This is a genomic window from Streptomyces sp. NPDC002133, assembly GCF_040296405.1.
Classification (GTDB): Bacteria; Actinomycetota; Actinomycetes; order Streptomycetales; family Streptomycetaceae; genus Streptomyces.
Genome location: NZ_JBEOXF010000005.1, coordinates 167,016 through 188,675, shown reverse-complemented (window position 1 = coordinate 188,675; position 21,660 = coordinate 167,016). Strand labels below are relative to the sequence as shown.

At 71.6% G+C, this 21,660-nt stretch carries 20 protein-coding genes and 1 pseudogene; 12 read left to right on the top strand and 9 right to left on the bottom strand.

Going from position 1 to position 21,660, the window contains the following annotated elements; translation table 11 throughout:
• Positions 1 to 39: 39 nt before the first annotated feature.
• Entirely contained in the window at positions 40 to 420 is a 381-nt protein-coding gene (locus ABT078_RS09010; protein ID WP_351225628.1) for a hypothetical protein, read from the bottom strand.
• 14 nt (positions 421 to 434) lie between these two features.
• On the opposite strand from ABT078_RS09010, the pseudogene ABT078_RS09005 reads away from it, so the two are divergent.
• Together ABT078_RS09005 and ABT078_RS09000 are read left to right on the top strand one after the other, a co-directional pair.
• A pseudogene (locus tag ABT078_RS09005) lies at positions 435 to 1,067 on the top strand (amidohydrolase family protein); the annotation flags it as partial.
• 147 nt (positions 1,068 to 1,214) lie between these two features.
• The gene (locus tag ABT078_RS09000; RefSeq protein ID WP_351225415.1) at positions 1,215 to 1,838 is read left to right on the top strand and encodes a chaplin; all 624 of its coding nucleotides are present in this window, start codon (positions 1,215 to 1,217) and stop codon (positions 1,836 to 1,838) included.
• A 179-nt stretch (positions 1,839 to 2,017) separates the two neighbouring features.
• On the opposite strand, the gene ABT078_RS08995 is transcribed toward ABT078_RS09000, so the two are convergent.
• Entirely contained in the window at positions 2,018 to 2,671 is a 654-nt protein-coding gene (locus ABT078_RS08995; RefSeq protein ID WP_351225413.1) for a DUF2293 domain-containing protein, read from the bottom strand.
• Positions 2,672 to 2,763: 92 nt separating this feature from the next.
• Between ABT078_RS08995 and ABT078_RS08990 the strand changes: the two genes are divergently transcribed.
• Complete coding sequence (locus ABT078_RS08990; protein ID WP_351225411.1) at positions 2,764 to 3,495, top strand: DUF7873 family protein; 732 nt, start codon at positions 2,764 to 2,766, stop codon at positions 3,493 to 3,495.
• 449 nt (positions 3,496 to 3,944) lie between these two features.
• On the opposite strand, the gene ABT078_RS08985 is transcribed toward ABT078_RS08990, so the two are convergent.
• A complete protein-coding gene (locus tag ABT078_RS08985; RefSeq protein ID WP_351225409.1) occupies positions 3,945 to 5,156 on the bottom strand; it encodes a pyridoxal phosphate-dependent aminotransferase in 1,212 nt (403 codons plus the stop codon).
• Between the two features lie 85 nt (positions 5,157 to 5,241).
• On the opposite strand from ABT078_RS08985, the gene ABT078_RS08980 reads away from it, so the two are divergent.
• Genes ABT078_RS08980 through ABT078_RS08970 form a run of 3 tightly spaced genes read left to right on the top strand, consistent with a single transcriptional unit; the run spans position 5,242 to position 7,104 of the window.
• Complete coding sequence (locus ABT078_RS08980) at positions 5,242 to 5,964, top strand: winged helix-turn-helix transcriptional regulator (protein WP_351225407.1); 723 nt, start codon at positions 5,242 to 5,244, stop codon at positions 5,962 to 5,964.
• Entirely contained in the window at positions 5,961 to 6,452 is a 492-nt protein-coding gene (locus tag ABT078_RS08975) for a hypothetical protein (RefSeq protein WP_351225405.1), read from the top strand. Before ABT078_RS08980 ends, ABT078_RS08975 begins: the two co-directional genes overlap by 4 nt.
• Before the next feature lie 7 nt (positions 6,453 to 6,459).
• Positions 6,460 to 7,104, top strand: coding sequence for a nucleoside/nucleotide kinase family protein (locus ABT078_RS08970; protein WP_351225403.1), 645 nt, complete (start codon positions 6,460 to 6,462; stop codon positions 7,102 to 7,104).
• Between the two features lie 24 nt (positions 7,105 to 7,128).
• On the opposite strand, the gene ABT078_RS08965 is transcribed toward ABT078_RS08970, so the two are convergent.
• Together ABT078_RS08965 and ABT078_RS08960 are read right to left on the bottom strand one after the other, a co-directional pair.
• A complete protein-coding gene (locus tag ABT078_RS08965) occupies positions 7,129 to 8,055 on the bottom strand; it encodes a carbohydrate kinase family protein (RefSeq protein WP_351225401.1) in 927 nt (308 codons plus the stop codon).
• A complete protein-coding gene (locus ABT078_RS08960; protein WP_351225399.1) occupies positions 8,052 to 8,960 on the bottom strand; it encodes a pseudouridine-5'-phosphate glycosidase in 909 nt (302 codons plus the stop codon). Before ABT078_RS08960 ends, ABT078_RS08965 begins: the two co-directional genes overlap by 4 nt.
• Before the next feature lie 434 nt (positions 8,961 to 9,394).
• Between ABT078_RS08960 and ABT078_RS08955 the strand changes: the two genes are divergently transcribed.
• The gene (locus ABT078_RS08955) at positions 9,395 to 9,802 is read left to right on the top strand and encodes a cupin domain-containing protein (RefSeq protein ID WP_351225397.1); all 408 of its coding nucleotides are present in this window, start codon (positions 9,395 to 9,397) and stop codon (positions 9,800 to 9,802) included.
• On the opposite strand, the gene ABT078_RS08950 is transcribed toward ABT078_RS08955, so the two are convergent.
• A complete protein-coding gene (locus tag ABT078_RS08950) occupies positions 9,762 to 11,177 on the bottom strand; it encodes an MFS transporter (protein ID WP_351225610.1) in 1,416 nt (471 codons plus the stop codon). The two genes, ABT078_RS08955 and ABT078_RS08950, sit on opposite strands and share 41 nt — an antisense overlap.
• Positions 11,178 to 11,296: 119 nt before the next feature.
• A complete protein-coding gene (locus ABT078_RS08945) occupies positions 11,297 to 11,917 on the bottom strand; it encodes a methylated-DNA--[protein]-cysteine S-methyltransferase (RefSeq protein WP_351225395.1) in 621 nt (206 codons plus the stop codon).
• Between the two features lie 162 nt (positions 11,918 to 12,079).
• Here ABT078_RS08945 and ABT078_RS08940 point away from each other — a divergent pair, with 162 nt between their 5' ends.
• The 5 genes from ABT078_RS08940 (at position 12,080) to ABT078_RS08920 (ending at position 19,331) form a co-directional block, all read left to right on the top strand.
• Entirely contained in the window at positions 12,080 to 12,976 is an 897-nt protein-coding gene (locus ABT078_RS08940) for an MHYT domain-containing protein (RefSeq protein ID WP_351225393.1), read from the top strand.
• Positions 12,977 to 13,067: 91 nt separating this feature from the next.
• Positions 13,068 to 15,209 (top strand): excinuclease ABC subunit UvrB, encoded by a 2,142-nt coding sequence (gene uvrB, locus ABT078_RS08935; RefSeq protein ID WP_351225391.1) that lies wholly within the window; start codon positions 13,068 to 13,070, stop codon positions 15,207 to 15,209.
• Positions 15,210 to 15,429: 220 nt separating this feature from the next.
• Positions 15,430 to 15,996, top strand: a complete 567-nt coding sequence (locus tag ABT078_RS08930) for a TerD family protein (protein WP_351225608.1) — start codon at positions 15,430 to 15,432, stop codon at positions 15,994 to 15,996.
• A 97-nt stretch (positions 15,997 to 16,093) separates the two neighbouring features.
• On the top strand, positions 16,094 to 18,025 hold the full coding sequence (locus ABT078_RS08925; protein WP_351225389.1) for a TerD family protein: 1,932 nt from the start codon (positions 16,094 to 16,096) through the stop codon (positions 18,023 to 18,025).
• Positions 18,026 to 18,308: 283 nt separating this feature from the next.
• A complete protein-coding gene (locus tag ABT078_RS08920) occupies positions 18,309 to 19,331 on the top strand; it encodes a TerC/Alx family metal homeostasis membrane protein (RefSeq protein WP_351225387.1) in 1,023 nt (340 codons plus the stop codon).
• A 160-nt stretch (positions 19,332 to 19,491) separates the two neighbouring features.
• On the opposite strand, the gene ABT078_RS08915 is transcribed toward ABT078_RS08920, so the two are convergent.
• A complete protein-coding gene (locus ABT078_RS08915) occupies positions 19,492 to 20,772 on the bottom strand; it encodes an MFS transporter (protein ID WP_351225385.1) in 1,281 nt (426 codons plus the stop codon).
• Between the two features lie 219 nt (positions 20,773 to 20,991).
• On the bottom strand, positions 20,992 to 21,648 hold the full coding sequence (locus tag ABT078_RS08910) for an MBL fold metallo-hydrolase (protein ID WP_351225383.1): 657 nt from the start codon (positions 21,646 to 21,648) through the stop codon (positions 20,992 to 20,994).
• Positions 21,649 to 21,660: the final 12 nt, after the last annotated feature.

Genomic DNA, 21,660 nt, shown 5'->3' with positions numbered 1-21,660 from the left:
GTAGGCTCGGACAGCTCGTGTCGACGCCCGGTGACCTGCTCAAGGGAGCCTGATGGAAGCGGAGTTGGTGGCACTGGCGACAGCCGGGCGACCGCGCTCGTCCAGCAGATGGCGACGGACGGCTGGAGGCGCGCCAAGGAGCGGCCGGCCGCGTTCTTCGCCCGGCACGGGGGCGCCGACGAGGAGAGCGTCGCGACGGACCTCGACATCGCCCACGCCGAACTCGTGGGGGAGGGAGCCGAGGAGCGGGCAGCGGCCGATATCGCCGCCGAATGGCGAGGCCGACTGCGTCGCACCCTGCGAGCGGACCCCGAGGGGGCGGCCGAGCTCCGTGTGCTCCTCGACGAGCCGGCGCCCGAGCTTCCGGCACCGCAGCAGACCACCGAGGTGCACAACACCGTCAGCGGAGGAGTCCAGCACGGGACCGTGGTCGGGTCGCCGCCGCGGTCGTACGGAGCGGGCTGCGGGCCAACCTCGGCTGGGCGTACTTCTCCAGCCAGGGACCCGAAGGCCGGGAAGGTTCCCTCGACTTCGCGCTGCGCACGGCGGGCGGCGCCGGGGGCCGCATCACCACCTCACTGGCGCCCCACGCCCCGTACACCGTGGAGGACGCGGACCTGGCGGCCACGGCCGAGCCGGCACGCGAGCACGGGCTGCCCGTCCACGTCCACGCGTCGGAGAACCGGGCGCAGACCGACAGCAGTCTCGAGCGGTACGGCCGCACGCCCGTCGAGATCCTCCACCGCGCCGGCCTGCTGGACGTGGACGTCCTCATCGCGCACGGCACCGGCATTGTCGAGCGGGACCTTCCGGTGCTCCAGCGGGGCACCGGCCGGATCGGGATCGCGACCGCGCCCAAGGGCTACCTCAAGTTCGGCTGGGACACGACGCCCATCAGGGCGTTGCGCTCGACCGGCATCCCGGCCGGCCTGGCCACGGACGGGGCCGCGTCCAACAACACGCTCGACGTGTGGGAGAGCATGACGCTCACCGCGCTCGCGCCGCATTCAGGAGTGCGCCGCCGGGCAGGCCGCCGGGCCCGGCGGCGGAACGCGCTGAGGACAGCAATGTGAACACCCGGTCGATGAGGAGCAGTTCGATAAGTTATCCGCTCGATCGGGTGAAAGGATTGTCGGCCATAACCTGATTGGCGTAATCGCGTTATTTCCGGTGCGGGTGAGTACCCGAGTTCATCCTCCGGAAGGCAGGAACCCATGAGGCAGATTCGCCGAACAGGTCTGGTCGCAGCGATGGTCACGGGCGGCGCCCTTGCCGCTGCCGGGGCCGCCCACGCCGACTCGGGTGCGCACGGAAGCGCCGCCGGGTCACCGGGCCTGATCTCCGGGAACACGATTCAGGTCCCGGTGCATGTCCCGGTGAATGTGTGCGGCAACACCGTGAATGTGATCGGTCTGCTGAATCCGGCGGCCGGCAACAGCTGCGAGAACGAAGGAGCGGGCAAGGGCGGCCACAGTGGGGGCGGTGCCGTCGCCAAGGGAGGCGGAAAGGATTCTCCCGGGGCGATCTCCGGCAACACGATCCAGCTTCCCGTCGATGTGCCCGTGAACGTCACCGGCAACTCCGTCAACGTCGTCGGCATCGGCAATGCGTCCACCGGAAACTCGTCCTCGAACTCGCCCGGGAAGCCGGCGCCGAAGCCGGTGACCCCGCCGAAGCCGCGTCCCGCAGCGCCGGTTCAGCCCCAGCCGGGCTCCGGCCACCTCGCCGAGACCGGTGCCCCGACCGGCGTCGGCCTCGCCGTCCCGGCCGCCGCAGCCCTGATCCTCGGCGGCGCGATCCTCTACCGCCGCTCCCGCGCCGCCTCCGACGACGCCTAGTACCGGCGGATGAAGCATCCGGACGGCAGGGAAAGAGGGGCCCGGTTCCGACAACCGGTGCCCCTCTCGTCCGCCCCGGCGGGGCCGCCGCGCGGAACGCGCGCCTCGGTGACCGCCGTTCGGTGAGGCCCTGGCGCCGTCACCCGGTGACGCACCTGCCGCTGCCGCCCTGTGCCGCTTCAGCCGCGCCACACGGCCAGCACCGCCGCGATTGCCGGCGCCACGCGTTCCCGGGCCTCATGACGGGGCACCCCCTGCATCAGCAGTGCGTCGTACGGCGTGTCCAGATGGCGTACGGACGCACGCACCGCCGCCGTCACCGCCCCCTCGTCCAGTGCCCGGCCCGCCGCGGTGCGGCCCACCCGTCCGCTGCCGCGCACCGACGTGTGCGCCGCGATGTCCAGCGCCCGGTCGAGCGGGCAGGCAGGGAAGAGCCGCAGGATCTCCGCGGTGAGCGCGCCCGCGAAGCGCAGGTCCTCCACCGCCCGCCGGGCCGCGTCGCGCTCCCGGCGACGGGCCCGTAGGTCCGCGTCGGCTAGGCACGCCGCCTCCGCCCGGGCGAGGGCGGCCTCCTCGACGAGGAGGCCCTGGCGCTCGTACCGCGTACGACGCTTGTTGTGCCGGACGACGACGGTCCAGAGGGAACTCGCCTCGCGGGCCCGCCGGGTCAGCGCCGCGTTCCCCCGCGGCAGGAAGACGAGATGTCCGAGATCCGCGCAGTCCAGGCAGCGTGGTGCATGGAACTCCAGGACCATGCGCTCCAGCGGCCCCTGCCGGCACTCGGCACAGTGCCGCGCCTTCAGCGGCTCGACCACCACCAGCGGATCCGCCATCTCGAACCCCCTCACACATCCGCGGCCTTCTTCTGCGCGTACGTCCAATATTCGTTCGAGGAGTGGGTGTTGGTCTTGCTACTTTCCTGGACGTGGCGAAACTCAATCAGATCATCGCGGTCGAGAAGGGCGTCAAGTCCAAGGCGCATCAGGACCTCACGGCGGCCCATCACGGCCTGCAGAAGCCCGCGCTGCTGGCCGGTATCGCGCGGACGTACCAGCCCAAGGACGAAGAGGGCGAGCAGCTCCCGCCCGAGTCCACGCTGGTCCAGGTCAAGGCCGAGGACGTGCTGCGCGACACCGCGAAGACGCTGACCCGGCTGTTCGACGTGACCGCCACGAAGGACTGGGCGAACTGCACGGCCCGCGCCGACATCACTGTCGACGGGCGCGTGCTCGTGGCCGATGTACCCGTCGCGTATCTCCTCTTCCTGGAGAAGCAGCTGACGGACCTCAACACCTTCGTGCGCAAGCTGCCCGTGCTGGACGCCGCCGAGTCGTGGTCGCAGGACCCGTCGACGGACTCCTGGAAGACCGAGCCGGTCAAGACGGTCCGCACGAAGAAGGTGCCCCGCAACCACGTGAAGGCCGAGGCCACCGAGAAGCACCCGGCGCAGGTGGAGGTGTACTACGAGGACATACCCGTCGGGTACTGGACGACGGTGAAGTTCTCGGGTGCGCTGCCTGCCCGGCGGGTGAACGAGCTGCTGGACCGGGTGGAGAAGCTCCAGCAGGCCGTGAAGTTCGCCCGCGAGGAGGCGAACGGCGCGGAGGTCACCGACCAGCGGGTCGGCGACGCCGTGTTCGGCTACCTCTTCGGGTAGCCGCACCACAGACTCCCCGGCCGAAGAGCACATGGCCGGGGTGCGCGAGGAGCGCAAAGCTGAAGCTGAAGCTTGTCGTGAACGACGTGGCGGGCAGGAGACCGGCCGCGATGAATCTCAGACTCTCGCTCCAGACTCAGCATTCGCCGCTCATCGCCGGATCGACCGGGCCCGGGCCCTGGTGCGTCGAATTGCCGGTTCAAGTCCGGCCCGCGGAGCTCGATCCGCGGTGGTCCAAAGGCAGGACGCGACGCAATGAGACTGACCCGGACCCTCAAGCGTGCCGGCGTGTGATGTGAGTGGCATCAACAGGGCTCGGGGGCCGGCTACGCCCCCGGGCCCGCTCCCGCTTGCGGCTACCCCCGGGCCCGCTTCCTCTTGCGGCTGTGCCTCCGGGCCCGCTCCTGCTCCCTCTTCCGGTTCCGGTTTCGGTTTCCGCCCCCGGCGGCCTACTGGCGGTAGCCGCTCAGGAAGCGCCCGATCCGGCTGATGGCGGCGTCCAGGTCGTCCGCGTACGGAAGGGTCAGGATCCGGAAGTGGTCCGGGCGCGGCCAGTTGAAGCCGGTGCCCTGGACTACCTGGATCTTCTCCCGCAGCAGCAGATCGAGGACGAACTTCTCGTCGTCGTGGACCGGGTGCACCGTGGGGTCCAGTCGCGGGAACGCGTACAGCGCGCCCTTCGGCTTCACGCACGAGACCCCCGGGATCTCGTTGAGCCGCTCCCACGCGCGGTCGCGCTGTTCGTGCAGCCGCCCGCCCGGTGCCGTGAGCTCGCGGATCGACTGGCGTCCGCCGAGCGCGGCCTGGATGGCGTACTGCGCCGGCGCGTTGGCGCACAGCCGCATGGAGGCGAGCATCGTGAGCCCCTCCAGGTAGCTGCGCGCGTGCTGCTTGGGCCCGGTGACGACCAGCCAGCCGGAGCGGAAACCGGCCACGCGATACGTCTTCGACAGCCCGCTGAAGGTGAGGACGACCAGGTCCGGGGCGAGGGCGGCCGTGCTGTGGTGGACGGCGTCGTCGTACACGATCTGGTCGTAGATCTCGTCGGCGAACACCATCAACTGGTGCCGGCGCGCCAGATTCAGGATGCCCTCGAGGATCTCGGGCGGATACACGGCACCGGTGGGATTGTTGGGGTTGATGATCACGACGGCCCTGGTCCGATCGGTGATCTTCGAAGCCATGTCGTCGAGGTCCGGGTACCAGTCGGCGGACTCGTCGCACAGATAGTGGACCGGCTTTCCGCCGGAGAGGGTGGTGACGGCGGTCCAGAGTGGGAAGTCCGGTGCCGGGATGAGGACTTCGTCGCCGTCCTCCAGCAGGGCCTGTACCGCCATGGAGACGAGCTCCGAGACGCCGTTGCCCAGGAAGACGTCGTCGACGGAGACCTCGGTGAGCCCGAGCGACTGGTAGCGCTGGGCCACGGCGCGCCGCGCCGAAAGGATGCCCCGGGAGTCGGTGTAACCGTGGGCCTGCGGGAGCATCCGGATCATGTCCTGGACGATCTCCTCCGGGGCCTCGAAGCCGAAGAGGGCGGGGTTTCCGGTGTTGAGGCGCAGGACGCTGTGGCCCGCCTCCTCCAACGCGTTCGCATGCTCGATCACCGGCCCGCGGATCTCGTAGCAGACCTCGCTGAGCTTGCTCGACTGCCGGAACTCCATGCGGGTGGCCTCCCCAGAAACGGTGTTACTTGGTTTTACCAAGCGGGAGCTTGGAAAGTCCAACAACATGTCTAGACTGCGTCGCATGCCACGTCCTCCGCGCCGCCGAAGCTACGACCAGTACTGTGCCGCCGCCCGCGCCCTCGACGCCGTCGGTGACCGCTGGACCCTGTTGATCGTGCGGGAGTTGCTGGCGGGACCCCGGCGGTACACGGATCTGCACGCCGATCTGCCCGGAGTCAGCACGGACGTCCTCGCATCCCGGCTCAAGGACATGGAGCGGGACGGTCTGGCCGCACGGCACCGGCTCCCCGCCCCCGTCTCGGCCTTCGTCTACGAACTCACCGCACGCGGCAGGGCGTTGCTCCCCGTGGTGACCGCCCTTGCCGAGTGGGGAGCACCCGAACTGGCCGAGCCCCGGCCCACGGACGCCGTGCGTGCGCACTGGTTCGCGCTTCCGCTGCTGCGCCGTCTGGAGGCCATGGGAGTGACGGATGTCGTCGAAGTCCGGCTGCCCGAGGGGGTGTTCCATGTGCGGGTCGGGGGCGACGGGACCGGACCCGTGTACGGGGAAGGACCGGCGCCGCGAGGTGGGACGGCCTCACGGCTCGAACTGGGCGCGGACACATGCCTCGCTGTGAACCGAGGCAGCCTGACCGTGGAGGAGGGCCTACGGGGCGGGCGCATCCGGGTTTCCGGTGACGGATCGCTCGCGACAGCTCTGCGCGGACATACGGACCTCCGGGACCTGGCCGACCCTGTTGTGCAGATGCTCGGTCCCGCCCCAATGACGGGATCGGCCCCATGAGCACGAGCCGGTACGACGTCGAGAGCCTGTGGGCGGCACTTCCGGACGAGGTGCGCGAGCGCGTCGACGAACTTGTCGCACGGCGCCGCAGGCTTGCGGCTGTCTCGGTGATCTGGGATTCGGGATTCGAGCCCCGTCCCGATCTTGCCATGTCCCAGATTCTGATGGCCGCACGAGCAGAGGCGCTCGGCGACCGTGTGGAACCACCACCGCCCCGGGACGTGGAGACCCTCGCTTCGACCGTCGCCGGGCTGCCCCGGGCGCCTGTCGCGTTCGAGCTCAGCCGGGACGGCGACACCGGCGGCTGGATGCAGGTGCTGATGGCCGTGGTCGGTCCCCCGGCGCCCGACGGGACGCCGGGGGAGAGCGTGTGGCTCGCCGCCTTCCGTGATGGCGAGGCCGGGGCGGAGGAGGAGGCCGCGTCGGTGGCGTCGGCCCTGGCCGAGCGCTTCCGCGTCCCGCTGCGCACCCCGGGTGAGAAGCCATGATGGGCCGGTGAGACTCGAACCGATCACCTGGGAACGGCTGACCGAAGCCGTTGCCGACCGGACCGTGGAGCTCAAGGCCGGCGACGGGAGCCCCTGGCTGCGCGTCGCGGTCGACGGTGCCCCCGCCGCGGGGACCGGCACGGCGGCGGACGCGCTCGCCGAGGCGTTGCGGGTGCGCGGGCGCTCGGTGCTCGTGGTCGGCACGGAGGGCTTTCTGCGGCCCGCCTCGCTGCGGTACGAGTACGGGCGCGAGGACCCGGACACGTACTACGACGGCTGGTTCGACACCGGCGCCCTCTGGCGCGAGGTGTTCGGGCCGCTGGAGCCGGGCGGGTCCGGACGGGTGCTGCCGGACCTGTGGGACCCGGTCACCGACCGTGCGACGCGCAGCCCGCACCACGAACTCCCGCCCGGCGGCGTGCTGGTGCTGCAGGGACCGCTGCTGCTGGGGCGCTGGTTCCCCTTCGACCTGACCCTGCACCTGAGGCTCTCGCCGGGCGCACTGCGGCGCCGTACCGACGAGGCACGGCAGTGGACGCTGCCCGCCTTCGAGCGGTACGAGCGCGAGGTCGGCCCGGACGAGACCGCGGAGGTCGTCGTCCGGACCGACGATCCGCGCCACCCGGCGTGGAACAACCCGTGGGGGACGTAGGGCCCGGGCTTCGGAGGCGGCGGGTCAGCAGGTGCCGTCCGGCCGCCCCGGCGGGCGGCCCCCGCGCAGCGTGACGGCGAGCGCACCCGCCCTGCAGCCCTCGTGTCCGGCCGCCGCCGGGTCCGCGCCCGCCAGGAGGGCGGCCAGGAACGCACCGGTGAACGCGTCGCCCGCGCCCGTCGAGTCGACCGCCTTCGCCGGGACCGGCGGCACGCGGGCCGTCACCGCGCCCGACTCGGCCACCACCGCCCCGTCCGCGCCGAGCGTGACGACGGCCAGCGGCACCTGACGGCTCAGCTTCGCGGCGGCGTCGGCGACGTCCGGGATTCCGGTGAGGAGACGGGCCTCGTCGGCGTTGGGCAGCAGCACATCCGCCCCGGTCGCCGCCGCGAGGAAGCGGTCCACGCCGAGGGTGACCATGAAGCCGGCCGACGCCGGGTCCACGCTCACCGGCACGCCCCGCTCGCGGGCGTCGGCGAGGGCGAGGACGGCCAGCTCCCGGCTCGGCGGCGCGAAGAAGAGATAGCCGGACAGATGGAGCCGCCCGACCCCGTCGAGCAGGGCCGGCGACCAGTCGGCGGGCGAGATACGCAGCGCCGCTCCGCTGTCGGTGAGAAACGTGCGCTCCGCGTGCGCGTCGACGAGCGCGACGACCGTGGCCGTCTGCGCCTCGTCGTCGGGCACCAGGAGCGGCCGCACCCCGGCCCGGCGCAGGTGTACGGCGTGCCAGGACGCGGCGTCGGCGCCGACCCGGCCGAGCAGGCGTACGTCGGCACAGCCCGAGTGCGCGGCCCAGCAGGCGGCGTTGGCGCCCGCGCCGCCCGGCAGGGTCCGTATCTCGGCGGCCGTGTCCGTTCCGTGCGCGAGCGCCGAACCGTGCCGGGCCACGACATCGGTGGCCACGTCCCCGATGACCAGCAGCGCACCGGACGCGGCGGCAGGACACGTCACAGCGCCGCCGCGATCCGCGCCGCCAGCCGCACATTGCCGCGTACGGCCGCCAGATTCGCCTCCAGGGACGCGCCCTCCGTGCGCCGCATCAGATGGTCGAGGAGGAAGGGGGTGACCGACTGGCCCGTGATGCCCCGCTCCCGGCATTCGTCCAGCGCCTCCGCCAGCACCCGGTCGTGCAGCCGCGGGTCGAGCTGCTCGTTCTCGGGCACGGGGTGGGCGACGATCAGCGCCGTGTCGGGGCCGCCGAGCGCATCCTGGGCGCGTATCACCTCCGCCACCTCCTCCGGTGTGCGGACCGTCCAGTCGACGGGTTCGCCCGAGGAGGTCAGATAGAAGCCGGGGAAGTGGTCGGTGCCGTAGCCGAGGACGCCGACGCCCAGGGTCTCGAGCCGCTGGAGGGTCGCAGGGACGTCGAGGATCGACTTCACCCCGGCGCAGACGACGGCGATCCGGGTCTGCGCGAGCAGCCGCAGATCCGCCGACTCGTCCTGGGTCGTGGTCCACTCCCGGTGCACCCCACCGAGCCCGCCCGTCGCGAACACCCTGATCCCGGCACGGGCGGCGAGGAACGCCGTGGCCGACACGGTCGTCGCCCCGCTGGCCCCCTTCGCCAGGGCGGGTGCGAGATCGCGGTGGCCGAGCTTGCGCACCCCGGGGTCCGTGGCGACGCGCTCCAACTGGCCCTTGTCCAGGCCGACGTGGGCCCTTCCGTCGAGCACGGCGATCGTCGCGGGGACCGCGCCCCCGCTTCCGACCAGCGCCTCCAGCTCCTCGGCGACCGCCAGGTTGCGTGGGCGCGGCAGCCCGTGCGCGATGATCGTGGACTCCAGGGCGACGACGGGCCTGCGCGCGTCCAGCGCCTCCCGTACCTCTTCCGACAACAGCAGCGTGGTCTCGGGCATGTCCCCATCCCTGGCACACAGACCCCCTGCGCAAACGTTTCCGCACGTTCCGCCCGTGCAGCCGTGTGCCCGTTCGCCCCTCCCGCCGCGGACTCTCCGTCAGCCACCACCGTGGGCGCTGCGCGGGCCGGGGGTGCGGGCCGGCGGGCGAGGCCGCCGTACGGGCCCGCCACTCGCGTCGCTGCCGCAGACCTGCGGATGCTCCCCACGGGGACGGTCCCAGCTGCGCTCCGCTGCGGGCGGGGAACGCAGCACCAGGGTCCGGCCCGCGCTACCCGGGCGCTCATCGCGGCAGACGACTCACCGGGCAGACGACGGATGCCGTCGAGGACACGGGCTTGCGCGAGGCCGAGTGGCGGGACCGGAGCGCACGGGCTCCTTTCAGCCGGTCCGTGGCGCGAGGCACCCAACCGCCCCCGCTGAGGTGACGCGCCATGACGACCTTTGATCACAGCGCTGCCACGCCCGCTTCGCCTTCGTTCGCCGTGCACATCCCGGACGTCGAGCTGGAGGTCGAGCCGCTCGACCCCGGTCGGATCGTCTCCGGCGAGCCGGTCGTGACCGGAAAGGTGCTGTGGGAGTCCGAGGACGGCAAGCAGCTCCGCGGCATCTGGCAGATCACGCCGGGCGTGGTGACCGACACCGAGGCCAACGAGCTCTTCGTCGTCGTGCGCGGCCGCGCCACGATCGAGGTCGAGGGCGGCGACACCTTCGGCGTCGGACCCGGCGACGCGTGTGTGCTGCGCGAGGGCGACCGTACGACCTGGACGGTCCACGAGACGCTGCGGAAGGCGTGCCGCATCACTCTTCGAGGCCGGTGTCCTGAGCCGCCGGGCCGGTGAGGCCGCCGGAGGAGTCCGGAACGGCCGGGGCATCCGGAGCGCCAGGGTCGGCGGCCCGGGCGGCCGGGGCCTCCGGCGCCTCCGGGGCGGTCGGGGTGTCCGAGGTGGGAGGGGCCTGCGAGGTTGGAGGGGCCTCCGAGGTGTCCGGGGCATCCGCATGCGACCGGGCCAGTGCGCGGTGCATCGCCAGCGCGGCCAGAGGGAGGAGCAGGCAGGCTCCGACCGCGTTGAGCCAGCCGTAGCCCGCGTTCGACACGATGAGGCCCGCCACCACGCCGCCGATGCCCGCCGTCGCGTTCATCGTCAGGTCCGAGAGGCCCTGGACCGCGGCGCGGGCCGGGCCCGGGACCGAGTCCGTGAGGAGTGCGGAGCCCGAGACCAGTCCGGCGGACCAGCCGAGTCCGAGCAGGAAGAGACCCACCGCGGTACGGGCATGGCTCGCCCCGGCCGTACCCGCCAGCAGCGCCGCACACGAGAGCAGTCCCACGGCCAGGCCGATCACCGTGAGCCGCCCGAGACGGTCGGACAGCCAGCCCATCACAGGCGAGAACGCGTACATGCCCGCGATATGGCCGCTGATGACGAGGCCGATGAGCTCGATGCCCGCGCCGTGGTGGCTCAGCGCGACCGGGGTCATCGACATGATCGACACCATCGCGGTGTGCGAGACCGCGACGGTGACGAGCGCGAGCCGGGCGGGCGCGGACCCCCGCACCGTTCGCACGGCCGTCCGCAGGGAGCGTCCTTCCCGCGGACCCTCCTCGGCCGGCGCCAGTGCCCGCGCCGTCAGCAGCGGATCAGGTCGCAGCAGCACCGCGACGACCAGCGCCGATATCAGGAACACCCCGGCCGCCCAAAGGAACGGCCCGGCCGCCGCCGGAATCCCGAGCCCGGATACGCTCCGCCCCGCCGGCGCCGCGATGTTCGGCCCGAGCACCGCCCCGATGGTGGTCGCCCACACCACCGTGGAGATGGCCCGTGCCCGGCGGTCCGGCTCCGCGAGGTCCGCGGCGGCGAACCGCGCCTGCAGATTCGCCGACGAGGCCGCCCCGAACGCCGCCATCCCGAGCAGAAGCAGCGGAAAGCTCCCGATCACCGCGGCCACGACCACCACACCGGCACCGACAGCCCCGATGAGATAAGCCAGGACGAGCCCCGGGCGTCGCCCGCGTGCCGTCATGAGCGCCGCCAGCGGCAGCGACAGCAGCGCCGTTCCGGCGACGGTGGCGGTGGGGGCCAGGCCGGCCAGCGCCTCGGTGCCGCTCACCTCCTGGGCGAGCACCGTGGCCAGGGCGATGCCCGTCGCGACGCCGAGCCCTCCGAGAATCTGGCTGATGATCAGCACGGGCGTGATCCGCCGCCTCAGAGCGGGCAGATGCGACGCGCTGAGGGCGGTCTTCTCCCGGTCACGGGATGCACTGGCAGATGTACTGGGCACCGCCGCAGTGTGCCAGTTACGTACGTCTGTGCGGAACCGTCCGTCCGGGCCTCCCCTCAGAACAGCGGCTGCGGGAGCACCCCCTCCAGCGCCAGCAGCTTCCGCTTCGTCTCCCGCCCGCCCCCGAAGCCTCCGAGGCCGCCGTCGCTCTCCACCACGCGGTGGCACGGCACCACCACCGGCAGCGGATTCGACCCCATGGCAGCCCCCACCGCCTGTGCGGCGCCGGGCTGGCCCACCCGGTCGGCCAGGTCGCCGTACCCGACGACCCGGCCGTACGGCACCCCGGACGCCAGCTCGCGCAGCACCTGCCGGTTGAAGCCGGACGTCAGCGACCAGTCCAGCGGGAGCGCGAAGTCCCGGCGCCTCCCCGTGAAGTACTCCTCGAGCTGGCGTATCGGCTCGGCGAGCAGCACCGGGGCCGCAGCGCCCCCGGACCCGTCTCCTGGCGCATCCCCCTGACCGTCCCCCGGCCCGTTCCCCGACCTGCCGCGGGCCCTGTCCCTCGACGCGACCTCGACCGGCTCCGCGCCCAGCCGCGCGGCCAGCTGCCCGAGCGCTCCGTCGCGCACCGCCGCGTCGGCATGGAAGACCACGCTCACCAGCCCCTCCCCGGTGGCGGCGAGCAGCAGCGGCCCGATGTCCGAGCCCACGACGGTCCACTCGAAGCTGTTCATGCGGACCACCGTACGAGTGCCCACTGACAACCGGCCCCGACCTGCGAATACGGGCCCCGATGTTTGCTCGTCGCCCCGCTCGCATACTCTCGCCCCCACCGGGCCTCCCCGACGATGAGCGCACGGGGCACGGGCGGCACAAGCGGCGAAGGAGACCGAGGCATGCAGGGCACAGTCGACGGTTTCAGCTACGGCGTCGTCACACCTGTGATCGCCTACCTCATGGCCTGCCTCGGCGGCGCCCTGGGGCTGCGCTGCACCACCAGATCCGTGCGCAACGGCAGGTCCCTCAAGCCCGGCTGGCTGGCGCTCGGCGCCACCTCCATCGGCTCCGGGATCTGGACCATGCACTTCATCGCGATGATGGGCTTCACCGTGGCGGAGGCCCCGATCAGCTACGACCGGCCCACGACCTTCGCCAGCCTCGGCGTCGCCGTCGTCATGACCGGCATCGGGATCTTCATCGTGGGCTACCGCGGGGCGACCGCGATGGCTCTGGTCACAGGCGGCACCATCACCGGTCTCGGCATCGCGTCCATGCACTACCTGGGCATGGCCGGCATGCAGCTCCAGGGCCGGCTCGAGTACGACACCCTCACCGTCGCCCTCTCCGTGGTGATCGCCGTCGTCGCGGCCACGTCCGCCCTGTGGGCGGCGGTGTCCATCCACGGTTTCCTGCCGAGTCTCGGCGCCAGTCTGGTGATGGGTCTCGCCGTGAGCGGCATGCACTACACCGGCATGGCCGCCGTCGACGTCCACCTGCACGGCACCGTCCCGCCCGGCGCCGTCGGCGACTCGCCCGCCACGCTCATCGCCCCGATGCTGGTCGGGCCCGCCGTCTTCCTGGTCCTGGCGGGTGTGATCGTCATGTTCGACCCGCTGCTCGTCATGGGTGAGCCCGACCGGCAGCAGCCGGAGTCGGGCCGGAAGGCGACCGGGCGCCGGGCGCGGGCGGGCGTGGCGGCGCAGCGGCAGCAGCCCGCGTACGGCGAGCCCGCGAACTGGGCGGCACCCTCCCGCTCGGGCCGCCGCGCCTCCCACCGCTCCCGCAACCGCTGACCGCCTGCTCCCGCCCGCGCCCGCCCCCGCCGATCCGGGGCGGGAGCCGGGATCGGGCCCGGCTGTCACTGGTGGGTCGTACGGTGGTTGCATGCGGCCCGTTTCCCAGATCGAACGCACGATGGCGCCCTTCGAGGTCGTCAGCCACTACCAGCCGAGCGGTGACCAGCCGACGGCCATCGCCGAGCTCGAGAAGCGCATCCGCGCAGGTGAGAAGGATGTCGTCCTGCTCGGTGCGACCGGCACCGGCAAGTCGGCGACCACGGCCTGGATGATCGAGAGGCTCCAGCGCCCCACCCTCGTCATGGCGCCGAACAAGACACTGGCCGCCCAGCTGGCCAACGAGTTCCGCGAGCTCCTGCCGAACAACGCGGTGGAGTACTTCGTCTCCTACTACGACTACTACCAGCCCGAGGCGTACGTCCCGCAGTCGGACACGTACATCGAGAAGGACTCCTCGATCAACGAGGAGGTCGAGCGCCTGCGCCACTCGGCGACGAACTCGCTGCTGACCCGCCGGGATGTGGTCGTCGTCGCCTCCGTCTCGTGCATCTACGGTCTGGGCACGCCTCAGGAGTACGTGGACCGCATGGTGTCGCTGAAGGTCGGCGAGGAGATCGACCGCGACCAGCTGCTGCGCCGCTTCGTCGACATCCAGTACGCGCGCAACGACCTGGCGTTCACCCGGGGCACCTTCCGGGTCCGCGGCGACACCATCGAGATCTTCCCGGTCTACGAGGAGCTCGCCGTCCGCATCGAGATGTTCGGCGACGAGATCGAGGCGCTCTCCACACTCCACCCGCTCACCGGCGAGGTGATCAGCGACGACCGTGAGCTCTACGTGTTCCCTGCCACCCACTACGTGGCCGGCCCGGAACGCATGGAGAAGGCGATCAACGGAATCGAGCGCGAGCTCGAGGAGCGCCTCCCCGAGCTGGAGAAGCAGGGCAAGCTGCTGGAGTCGCAGCGGCTGCGCATGCGCACCTCGTACGACATCGAGATGCTCCGCCAGATCGGCTCCTGCTCGGGCGTCGAGAACTACTCGATGCACTTCGACGACCGCGCCCCCGGCACCGCGCCCAACACCCTCCTCGACTACTTCCCGGAGGACTTCCTCCTCGTCATCGACGAGTCGCACGTCACGGTCCCGCAGATCGGCGCGATGTACGAGGGCGACGCGTCCCGCAAGCGCACCCTGGTCGAGCACGGGTTCCGGCTGCCCTCGGCGCTCGACAACAGGCCACTGAAGTGGGAGGAGTTCCAGGAGCGGATCGGTCAGGCCGTCTATCTCTCCGCCACCCCGGGCACCTACGAGCTGTCCCGCTCCGACGGCTTCGTGGAGCAGATCATCCGCCCCACGGGCCTCGTCGACCCCGAGGTCGTCGTCAAGCCCACCGAGGGTCAGATCGACGACCTGGTGCACGAGATCCGCAAGCGCACCGAGAAGGACGAGCGCGTTCTGGTCACCACGCTCACCAAGAAGATGGCCGAGGACCTCACCGACTACTTCCTGGAGATGGGCATCCAGGTCCGCTACCTCCACAGCGACGTCGACACCCTCCGCCGGGTCGAGCTGTTGCGCGAGCTGCGCGCCGGTGAGTACGACGTGCTGGTCGGTATCAACCTGCTCCGCGAGGGCCTCGACCTCCCCGAGGTGTCCCTGGTGGCGATCCTCGACGCCGACAAGGAGGGCTTCCTGCGCTCCGGTACCTCCCTGATCCAGACCATCGGCCGCGCGGCGCGCAATGTCTCCGGCCAGGTCCATATGTACGCCGACAAGATCACTCCGGCGATGGAGAAGGCGATCGACGAGACCAACCGCCGCCGCGAGAAGCAGGTCGCGTACAACAAGGCGAACGGCATCGATCCGCAGCCGCTCCGCAAGAAGATCAACGACATCGTGGCCACCATCGCCCGCGAGGAGGTCGACACCGAGCAACTGCTCGGCACCGGCTACCGCCAGGGGAAGGACGGCAAGGGGGCCAAGGCCCCGGTGCCGTCGTTGGCGGCGCACGCCGTCCCGGGGGCCAAGGGTGGCAAGGCCGCGGCCAGGAAGGGCGAGATCACGAGCGACCGCCCCGCCGCCGAACTGGCCGGGATCATCGAGGAGATGACGGACCGGATGCGGGCGGCGGCGGCCGAGCTCCAGTTCGAGGTCGCCGCGCGGCTGCGGGACGAAGTCGGCGAGCTCAAGAAGGAGCTGCGGCAGATGAAGGAGGCGGGCCTGGCCTGAGAGGCGGCTGGGGCCGAAGAGGGTGCCGGCCTGGCCTGACGCACCGGCAGCTGTGTTTCAAGACCGACACAAAAGCTGCCCTGGTCTGCTGCGCTGTCGGAGCGACTGCGTAGGGTACGGGACAACCGCACACACGGACGGTTGCGGGGGAACCATGGAGAGGGGACTGCGCGTGGTGGACGTATCCAAGGGCGGTGCGCCCGGGGGGCCGGGCATCAACCTGACCAAGGGTCAGGCCATCAACCTGGAGAAGAAGGGCGGCGGCACCCTCACCGCGGTGCGGATGGGGCTCGGCTGGCAGGCGGCGCCCCGGCGCGGTCTGTTCGGCTCGCGCACACGGGAGATCGACCTGGACGCGTCGGCGGTGCTCTTCGCCGACAAGCAGCCGGTCGACGTGGTGTTCTTCCGCCACCTCGTCAGCGACGACGGCTCGGTCCGGCACACCGGTGACAATCTGGTCGGCGGCGCCGGCCAGGGCGGCGACGACGAGGCGATCCTCGTCGACCTGCAGCGTGTTCCGGTGCACATCGACCAGATCGTCTTCACGGTGAACTCGTTCACCGGCCAGACGTTCCAGGAAGTGCAGAACGCGTTCTGCCGCATCGTCGACGAGACCAACGGTCAGGAGCTCGCGCGCTACACCCTGGACGGCGGCGGGCAGTACACCGCGCAGATCATGGCGAAGGTGCACCGCGTCGGCTCCGGCTGGCAGATGACGGCCCTCGGCAACCCGGCCAACGGCCGCACGTTCCAGGACCTGATGCCGTCGATCCTGCCGCACCTGTAGGCACGGCTTCCGCACGGCGTGACCACGCAGCTCCCGGAGGCAGCAGGCCGCCGGGAGCTGCACCGCTCACCACCGACGCACCGAGGGGACACAGGCGATGACGGCCGAGCTGGTCAGGGGGCAGAACCATCCTTTGCCCCACACCCGTCTCGAGATCCGGGTGTCGGCCGGCAAACCGGTCGTGGCCGGAGCCACGCTCGGCGACGAGGACGGCAGGGTGCCGGGCGCCGAATGGGTCGCCCACCCCGGTCGGCCGGGCCTCCCCGGGGTGGAGGTCTCCCGCCAGGCCACCGCCGATCACCGGATCGCCGTCGAACTCGACGCCGTTCCCGCGGCCGTGCACCGGGTGACCGTGCTGCTCGCGCTGCCCCTCGGGCCCGCGTTTCCGGTCCGCTTCGGTTCCGTCGCCGCACCGTTCGTCGCCGTCGCCGACCGCGACGGCGCCGAGATCGCCAGCTACACGATCACGGGCCTGGAGGCGGAGTCAGCCGTCGTCGCCCTGGAGCTCTACCGCCGCCGGGGCGCGTGGAAGGTCCGCGCCGTCGGCCAGGGATACGCGGGCGGCCTCGCCGAGCTTCTGGCCGACCAGGGCCTCGACCGCGCCGGTGAGCTGGCCGCCGCCGTCCAGGAGGCCGTCGCGCCCGGTCTCGCCCGTACGGTCGGGGCGCCCCCGCCCCGTACGACGGAGGTGCGCCGGAGCGCGGCGACGGCCGCAGGCGGCACGGGCGGCGACCCGGGCCCAGGTCCGGGACCCACCACCCAGCCGCCGGACCGTACGGCGCCCCAGCCTCCGGCGCAGACCCACGACGGGCCCGTCAACTACACGCACCCCGGCAGGCAGTCGGTCGCGCCCCCGCCGCCACCGGCCGCACCGCCCGCCGAGCCCGGCCGGCCGCCCGTCCCGGTCGCCGGGGACGCCACCGGCTGGTCGATGGAGGAGCGGCTCTACAACCAGGTGTGGGGCATGTTCGAGGACCTGGCCCGCACCGCGGCGGCGTACCGCAGCGCCGTCGACTTCGCCGAGTCCCGCCTCGACCAGGAGCTCGACCGCGCCCTGTCCGACCCGCGCAGCCGCATCGCCGGCTCCGGGGACGCCGCCCGCGCGGCGGCCCGAGCCAGGCACGATCAGCTGACCGAGCAGGCCCGTGAGGTCCTCGACCGCGATCTCGCCCAGCTCGCCGCCGAGTCCGACGTCGTCGAGCCGGCCCTGCCGGCCGCCTTCGCCCGGTGGGACAACCCCGTCTGGCACGCCTACCGTGTCCCGATGGAGGTCCCGATGGCCCTGCGCCTCGGTGATCTGCACCTTCCCGAGCGCCCTGAGCTGCGCATCCCCATGCTCATCCGGCTGCCGCTGGAGCGCGGTCTCTGGGTCGACAGCGGCCGTGCCACGTCCGAGGCGGCGTCGCTGATGGACGAGGGGCGGATACGCCGGCTCGCCATGGACACCGCGGTCGCGCACGCCGCCCGGCTGATCGCGGTCTACCCGGCCGGCGACTTCACGGTCCATGTCATCGACCCCGCCGGCTCCGCGGCGGCCGCTCTCGCCCCGCTCGTGCAGTCCGGGGTGCTGGACCAGCCGCCCGCCGCGGGTGCGCACGGCGTCTCGTCCGTGCTCGCGAAGCTCACCCAGCGCGTCGACCTCGTGCAGATGGCGGTGCGCGGCGGCGCCGCCGACGCCCTGCCGCCCGACCTCGACACCGCAGAGCAACTGCTGATCGTCAACGACTTCCCGCACGGCTTCGACGACCGGGCCGTCACTCAGCTGCGCTATCTCGCCGACGAGGGCCCGGCGGTCGGTGTCCATCTGCTGATGGTCGCCGACCGCGAGGATGCCGGCGCGTACGGCCCGGTGCTCGACCCGCTCTGGCGCTCCCTGCTGCGGATCACCCCGGTCCCGGACGACCACCTGGCCGATCCCTGGGTGCAGCACATCTGGACGTACGAGCCGCCGCGCATCCCGCCGGGCAGCCAGGTCCTCCAGCAGGTGCTGGCCCAGGTCGCCGAGGCGCGCCGGACCTGGCGCCGCTGAGCAAGGAAGACGCCCTCCGGGCCGACCGGTCTGTCACAGAGCCGCTGACCTGCTTATTTGACGTTTACATTACCCTCCTCTTTACCTTTCTTTGGTCTTTCCTGTAATCTCCTTTGCGCGGAGGGGAGTATTCCCACGTGCGGCGTGCCCGTCAGTACGGACGGACAGGACAATGACCCGTCCCGGGGCGCCGGCCCGTGACTGCGGCAGCATGCCGCCCGGGTGGAAGAGACCTCCGGCAGCGACGACGCTGATCAAGTAGCCGTACGACGCCGGAGGCGCAGTGGACGTTTCATTGACCATGTGGGTGCTGACCATTCTCGGTCTGATTGCCCTGATCGCGGTCGACTTCTTCATCGGGCGCAAGCCGCACGATGTGTCGACCAAGGAAGCAGGAATCTGGACGCTCGTCTGGATCGTCCTCGCCGCCCTCTTCGGTCTCGGCCTCCTGCTGGCCGGCGAGAGCCAGGCGTCGGGAGAGTTCTTCGCGGGCTTCATCACCGAGAAGTCACTCAGTGTCGACAACCTCTTCGTCTTCGTCCTGATCATGGCGAAGTTCGCGGTGCCGTCCCACCTCCAGCAGCGGGTGCTGCTCGTGGGTGTCCTGATCGCCCTGGTTCTGCGGGCGATCTTCATCGCGGCCGGCGCCGCGATCATCGCCAGCTTCTCGTGGGTCTTCTACATCTTCGGCGCGTTCCTGATCTACACCGCCTGGAAGCTCATCCAGGAGGCGCGCTCCGACGAGGAGGAGGACGAGTTCGAGGAGAACCGCCTCCTCAAGTCCATCGAGAAGAAGTTCGGTGTCGCCGACCGGTACCACGGCACGAAGCTCTTCATCCGCGTCAACGGCAAGCGCGTGCTGACCCCGCTGATGGTCGTCATGCTCGCCATCGGCACCACGGATGTGCTGTTCGCGCTGGACTCCATCCCGGCGATCTTCGGCCTGACCCAGGACCCGTACATCGTCTTCACGGCCAACGCCTTTGCCCTGATGGGCCTGCGCCAGCTGTACTTCCTGATCGGCGGACTCCTGAAGAAGCTGGTCCACCTGAGCTACGGCCTGTCGGTGATCCTCGGCTTCATCGGCGTCAAGCTGGTGCTGCACGCGCTGCACGAGTCGGGGGTCCATGTCCCCGAGATCTCCATCCCGTTCTCGCTGGCGGTCATCTGCGGTGTGCTGATCATCACCACGATCACCAGCCTCATCGCCTCCAGGAAGCAGGAGCAGCGTGAGGCGGCCGAGGCCGCCGAGCAGGCTGCGGCCGAGGGGGGCGGCACGGCCCAGAAGGACAGCATCGACGTCTGAGGGGCTTGAGCCGGCGCGCCGGACGCATCTCCGCGCGCGACGTCGGGACGTGCCGTACGCGGCAGAGCGCCGGCCGGGTTGCCCAGCAACCCGGCCGGCGTTCACGTGGAGGCGCGTCCGCGTCCGGTCCGCCGCGGCCGCACCGGACCGGACGGCGCGCTCAGACGGCCGCTCCCTCCTCCGCCGGCTCCGCCGCGGCCATCCGCGCCGGCAGGGTCTCCGGCAGCAGTGCGAAGCACCCCAGACTGATCAGGGCGATCACGGTCAGATAGGCGGCGACGCCCCACGGCGGACCGCTCCCGCCCGCCACCGCCGTGGCCACGATCGGTGTCAGCGCGCCGCCCAGGACCCCCGCCAGGTTGTAGCCGACGGCCGCGCCGGTGCACCGCACCCTCGGTTCGTACAGCTCCGGCAGATACGCCGCGACGACCGCGAACATGGTGATGAACGCCAGCAGGGCGCCCAGGAACCCGGCGAACATCAGCAGCGGCTCGGCGGTCTGCAGCAGCGCCACCATCGGGAACATCCACAGCGCGGTCGCGGTGCACCCGATGAGGCACAGCGGCCGCCGACCGAAGCGGTCGCCGAGCATGGCCGCGAACGGCGTGGCGGCGCCCTTGATCGCCACGGCCGCCATGATGCACGTGAGCATCGCCGTCCGGCTGACGCCGAGCCGCTCGGTGCCGTACGCCAGGGACCAGGTGGACACGGCGTAGAAGACGGCGTATCCCACGGCCAGCGCCCCGGCGGTCAGCAGCACCAGCCGCCAGTGCCCGCGCAGCACCTCGGCCAGCGGCAGCCGGGCGGGCTCGGTGATCCGCCGGAACTGCGGGGTCTCCGCCAGCGAACTGCGCAGCAGCAGTCCGCCCGCCGCCAGCAGCCCCGCCGCCCAGAACGGCACGCGCCAGCCCCACTCCCTGAACCGGTCGTCGCCGAGCCCCGCGGACAGTGCCAGCATCACCCCGTTGGCCAGCAGGAATCCGACCGCCGGCCCGATCTGCGGGAAGCTCGCCCACAGTCCGCGCCGTTCGGCCGGCGCGTGCTCGGCGGTGAGCAGTACGGCGCCGCCCCACTCGCCGCCGAGCCCGAGCCCCTGCAGAAAGCGCAGCACCAGCAGCAGTACGGGAGCGGTGGCGCCGAGGGTCGCGTACGACGGCACACAGCCGACCAGGACCGTGGCCAGCCCGGTCAGCAGCAGCGAGGCGAACATGACCGGCCGTCGCCCGTACCGGTCGCCGACGTGGCCGAAGAGCACGGAACCGAGCGGACGCGCGACAAAGCCGACCGCGAAGGTGCCGAAGGCGGCCAGCGTCCCCGCGAGCGGCGAGAACGTCGGAAAGAACAGCGGCCCGAGCACGAGCGCCGCAGCCGTGCCGTACACGAAGAAGTCGTAGAACTCCACGGCCGTCCCGACCAGGGAGGCCGCGGCGAGCCGCGTCATGGAAACAGTGGGAGCGGATGTGTCGGGACGGGAAGTGCCGGGATCAGAAGCGTCTGGCTCGGAGGCCGAGGAGGAGCCGGCGGAGGAACCAGAGGCCGAGCGATCAGTCGGCGACGGAGCGTGACCTTTGCGCATGTCGCGCCAACTACCCGTGATCGCCCCTGGTTACGGGGGCGTACGGGAGCGCGACATGGATCCGCATCAGCGCCCGGCGGGGACTCACCAGCCGCGAGTGCGCCACTCCGGAAGGTGGGGCCGCTCGGCGCCCAGGGTCGTGTCGTTGCCGTGCCCCGGGTAGACCCAGGTCTCGTCGGCGAGCTCGTCGAAGAGCTTCGTCTCCACGTCGTGGATCAGGCTCGCGAACGCCTTGGGGTCCTTGTGCGTGTTGCCGACGCCGCCGGGGAAGAGGCAGTCACCGGTGAAGACGTGAGGGTGGCCGTGCGGGTCGTCGTAGACCAGGGCGATGGAGCCCGGGGTGTGTCCGACGAGGTGGCGGGCGGTGAGCTCCACCCGGCCGACCCGGATCGTGTCGCCGTCGTCGACCAGCACGTCGGTGGGCACCGGGATGCCCTCGGCGTCGTGACGGCCCGCGTACGTACGGGCCCCGGTGGCGTCCACCACCTCGGCCAGCGCCTGCCAGTGGTCCCCGTGCCGGTGCGTGGTGACGACGGACGTGATGCCGTCGTCACCGATCAACGTGAGCAGGGTCTCGGGCTCGTTGGCCGCGTCGATCAGCAGCTGCTCGCCGGTCGTCCGGCAGCGCAGCAGATAGGCGTTGTTGTCCATCGGTCCGACCGCGACCTTGGAGATCATCAGGTCCGTGAGCTCGTGCACATCCGCCGGACCGCCGACCTTGACCGCTCCGCTGTATGTCATGGGGTCAGCGTA

What these genes read in the sequence shown, in the direction of transcription:
- ABT078_RS09000 (WP_351225415.1), top strand. Translation starts at nt 1,215, where the DNA reads ATGAGGCAGATTCGCCGAACAGGTCTGGTCGCAGCGATGGTCACGGGC.
- ABT078_RS08995 (WP_351225413.1), bottom strand. Translation starts at nt 2,671, where the DNA reads ATGGCGGATCCGCTGGTGGTGGTCGAGCCGCTGAAGGCGCGGCACTGT.
- ABT078_RS08985 (WP_351225409.1), bottom strand. Translation starts at nt 5,156, where the DNA reads ATGGAGTTCCGGCAGTCGAGCAAGCTCAGCGAGGTCTGCTACGAGATC.
- ABT078_RS08980 (WP_351225407.1), top strand. Translation starts at nt 5,242, where the DNA reads ATGCCACGTCCTCCGCGCCGCCGAAGCTACGACCAGTACTGTGCCGCC.
- ABT078_RS08975 (WP_351225405.1), top strand. Translation starts at nt 5,961, where the DNA reads ATGAGCACGAGCCGGTACGACGTCGAGAGCCTGTGGGCGGCACTTCCG.
- ABT078_RS08960 (WP_351225399.1), bottom strand. Translation starts at nt 8,960, where the DNA reads ATGCCCGAGACCACGCTGCTGTTGTCGGAAGAGGTACGGGAGGCGCTG.
- ABT078_RS08955 (WP_351225397.1), top strand. Translation starts at nt 9,395, where the DNA reads ATGACGACCTTTGATCACAGCGCTGCCACGCCCGCTTCGCCTTCGTTC.
- ABT078_RS08945 (WP_351225395.1), bottom strand. Translation starts at nt 11,917, where the DNA reads ATGAACAGCTTCGAGTGGACCGTCGTGGGCTCGGACATCGGGCCGCTG.
- ABT078_RS08940 (WP_351225393.1), top strand. Translation starts at nt 12,080, where the DNA reads ATGCAGGGCACAGTCGACGGTTTCAGCTACGGCGTCGTCACACCTGTG.
- uvrB (WP_351225391.1), top strand. Translation starts at nt 13,068, where the DNA reads ATGCGGCCCGTTTCCCAGATCGAACGCACGATGGCGCCCTTCGAGGTC.
- ABT078_RS08925 (WP_351225389.1), top strand. Translation starts at nt 16,094, where the DNA reads ATGACGGCCGAGCTGGTCAGGGGGCAGAACCATCCTTTGCCCCACACC.
- ABT078_RS08915 (WP_351225385.1), bottom strand. Translation starts at nt 20,772, where the DNA reads ATGACGCGGCTCGCCGCGGCCTCCCTGGTCGGGACGGCCGTGGAGTTC.
- ABT078_RS08910 (WP_351225383.1), bottom strand. Translation starts at nt 21,648, where the DNA reads ATGACATACAGCGGAGCGGTCAAGGTCGGCGGTCCGGCGGATGTGCAC.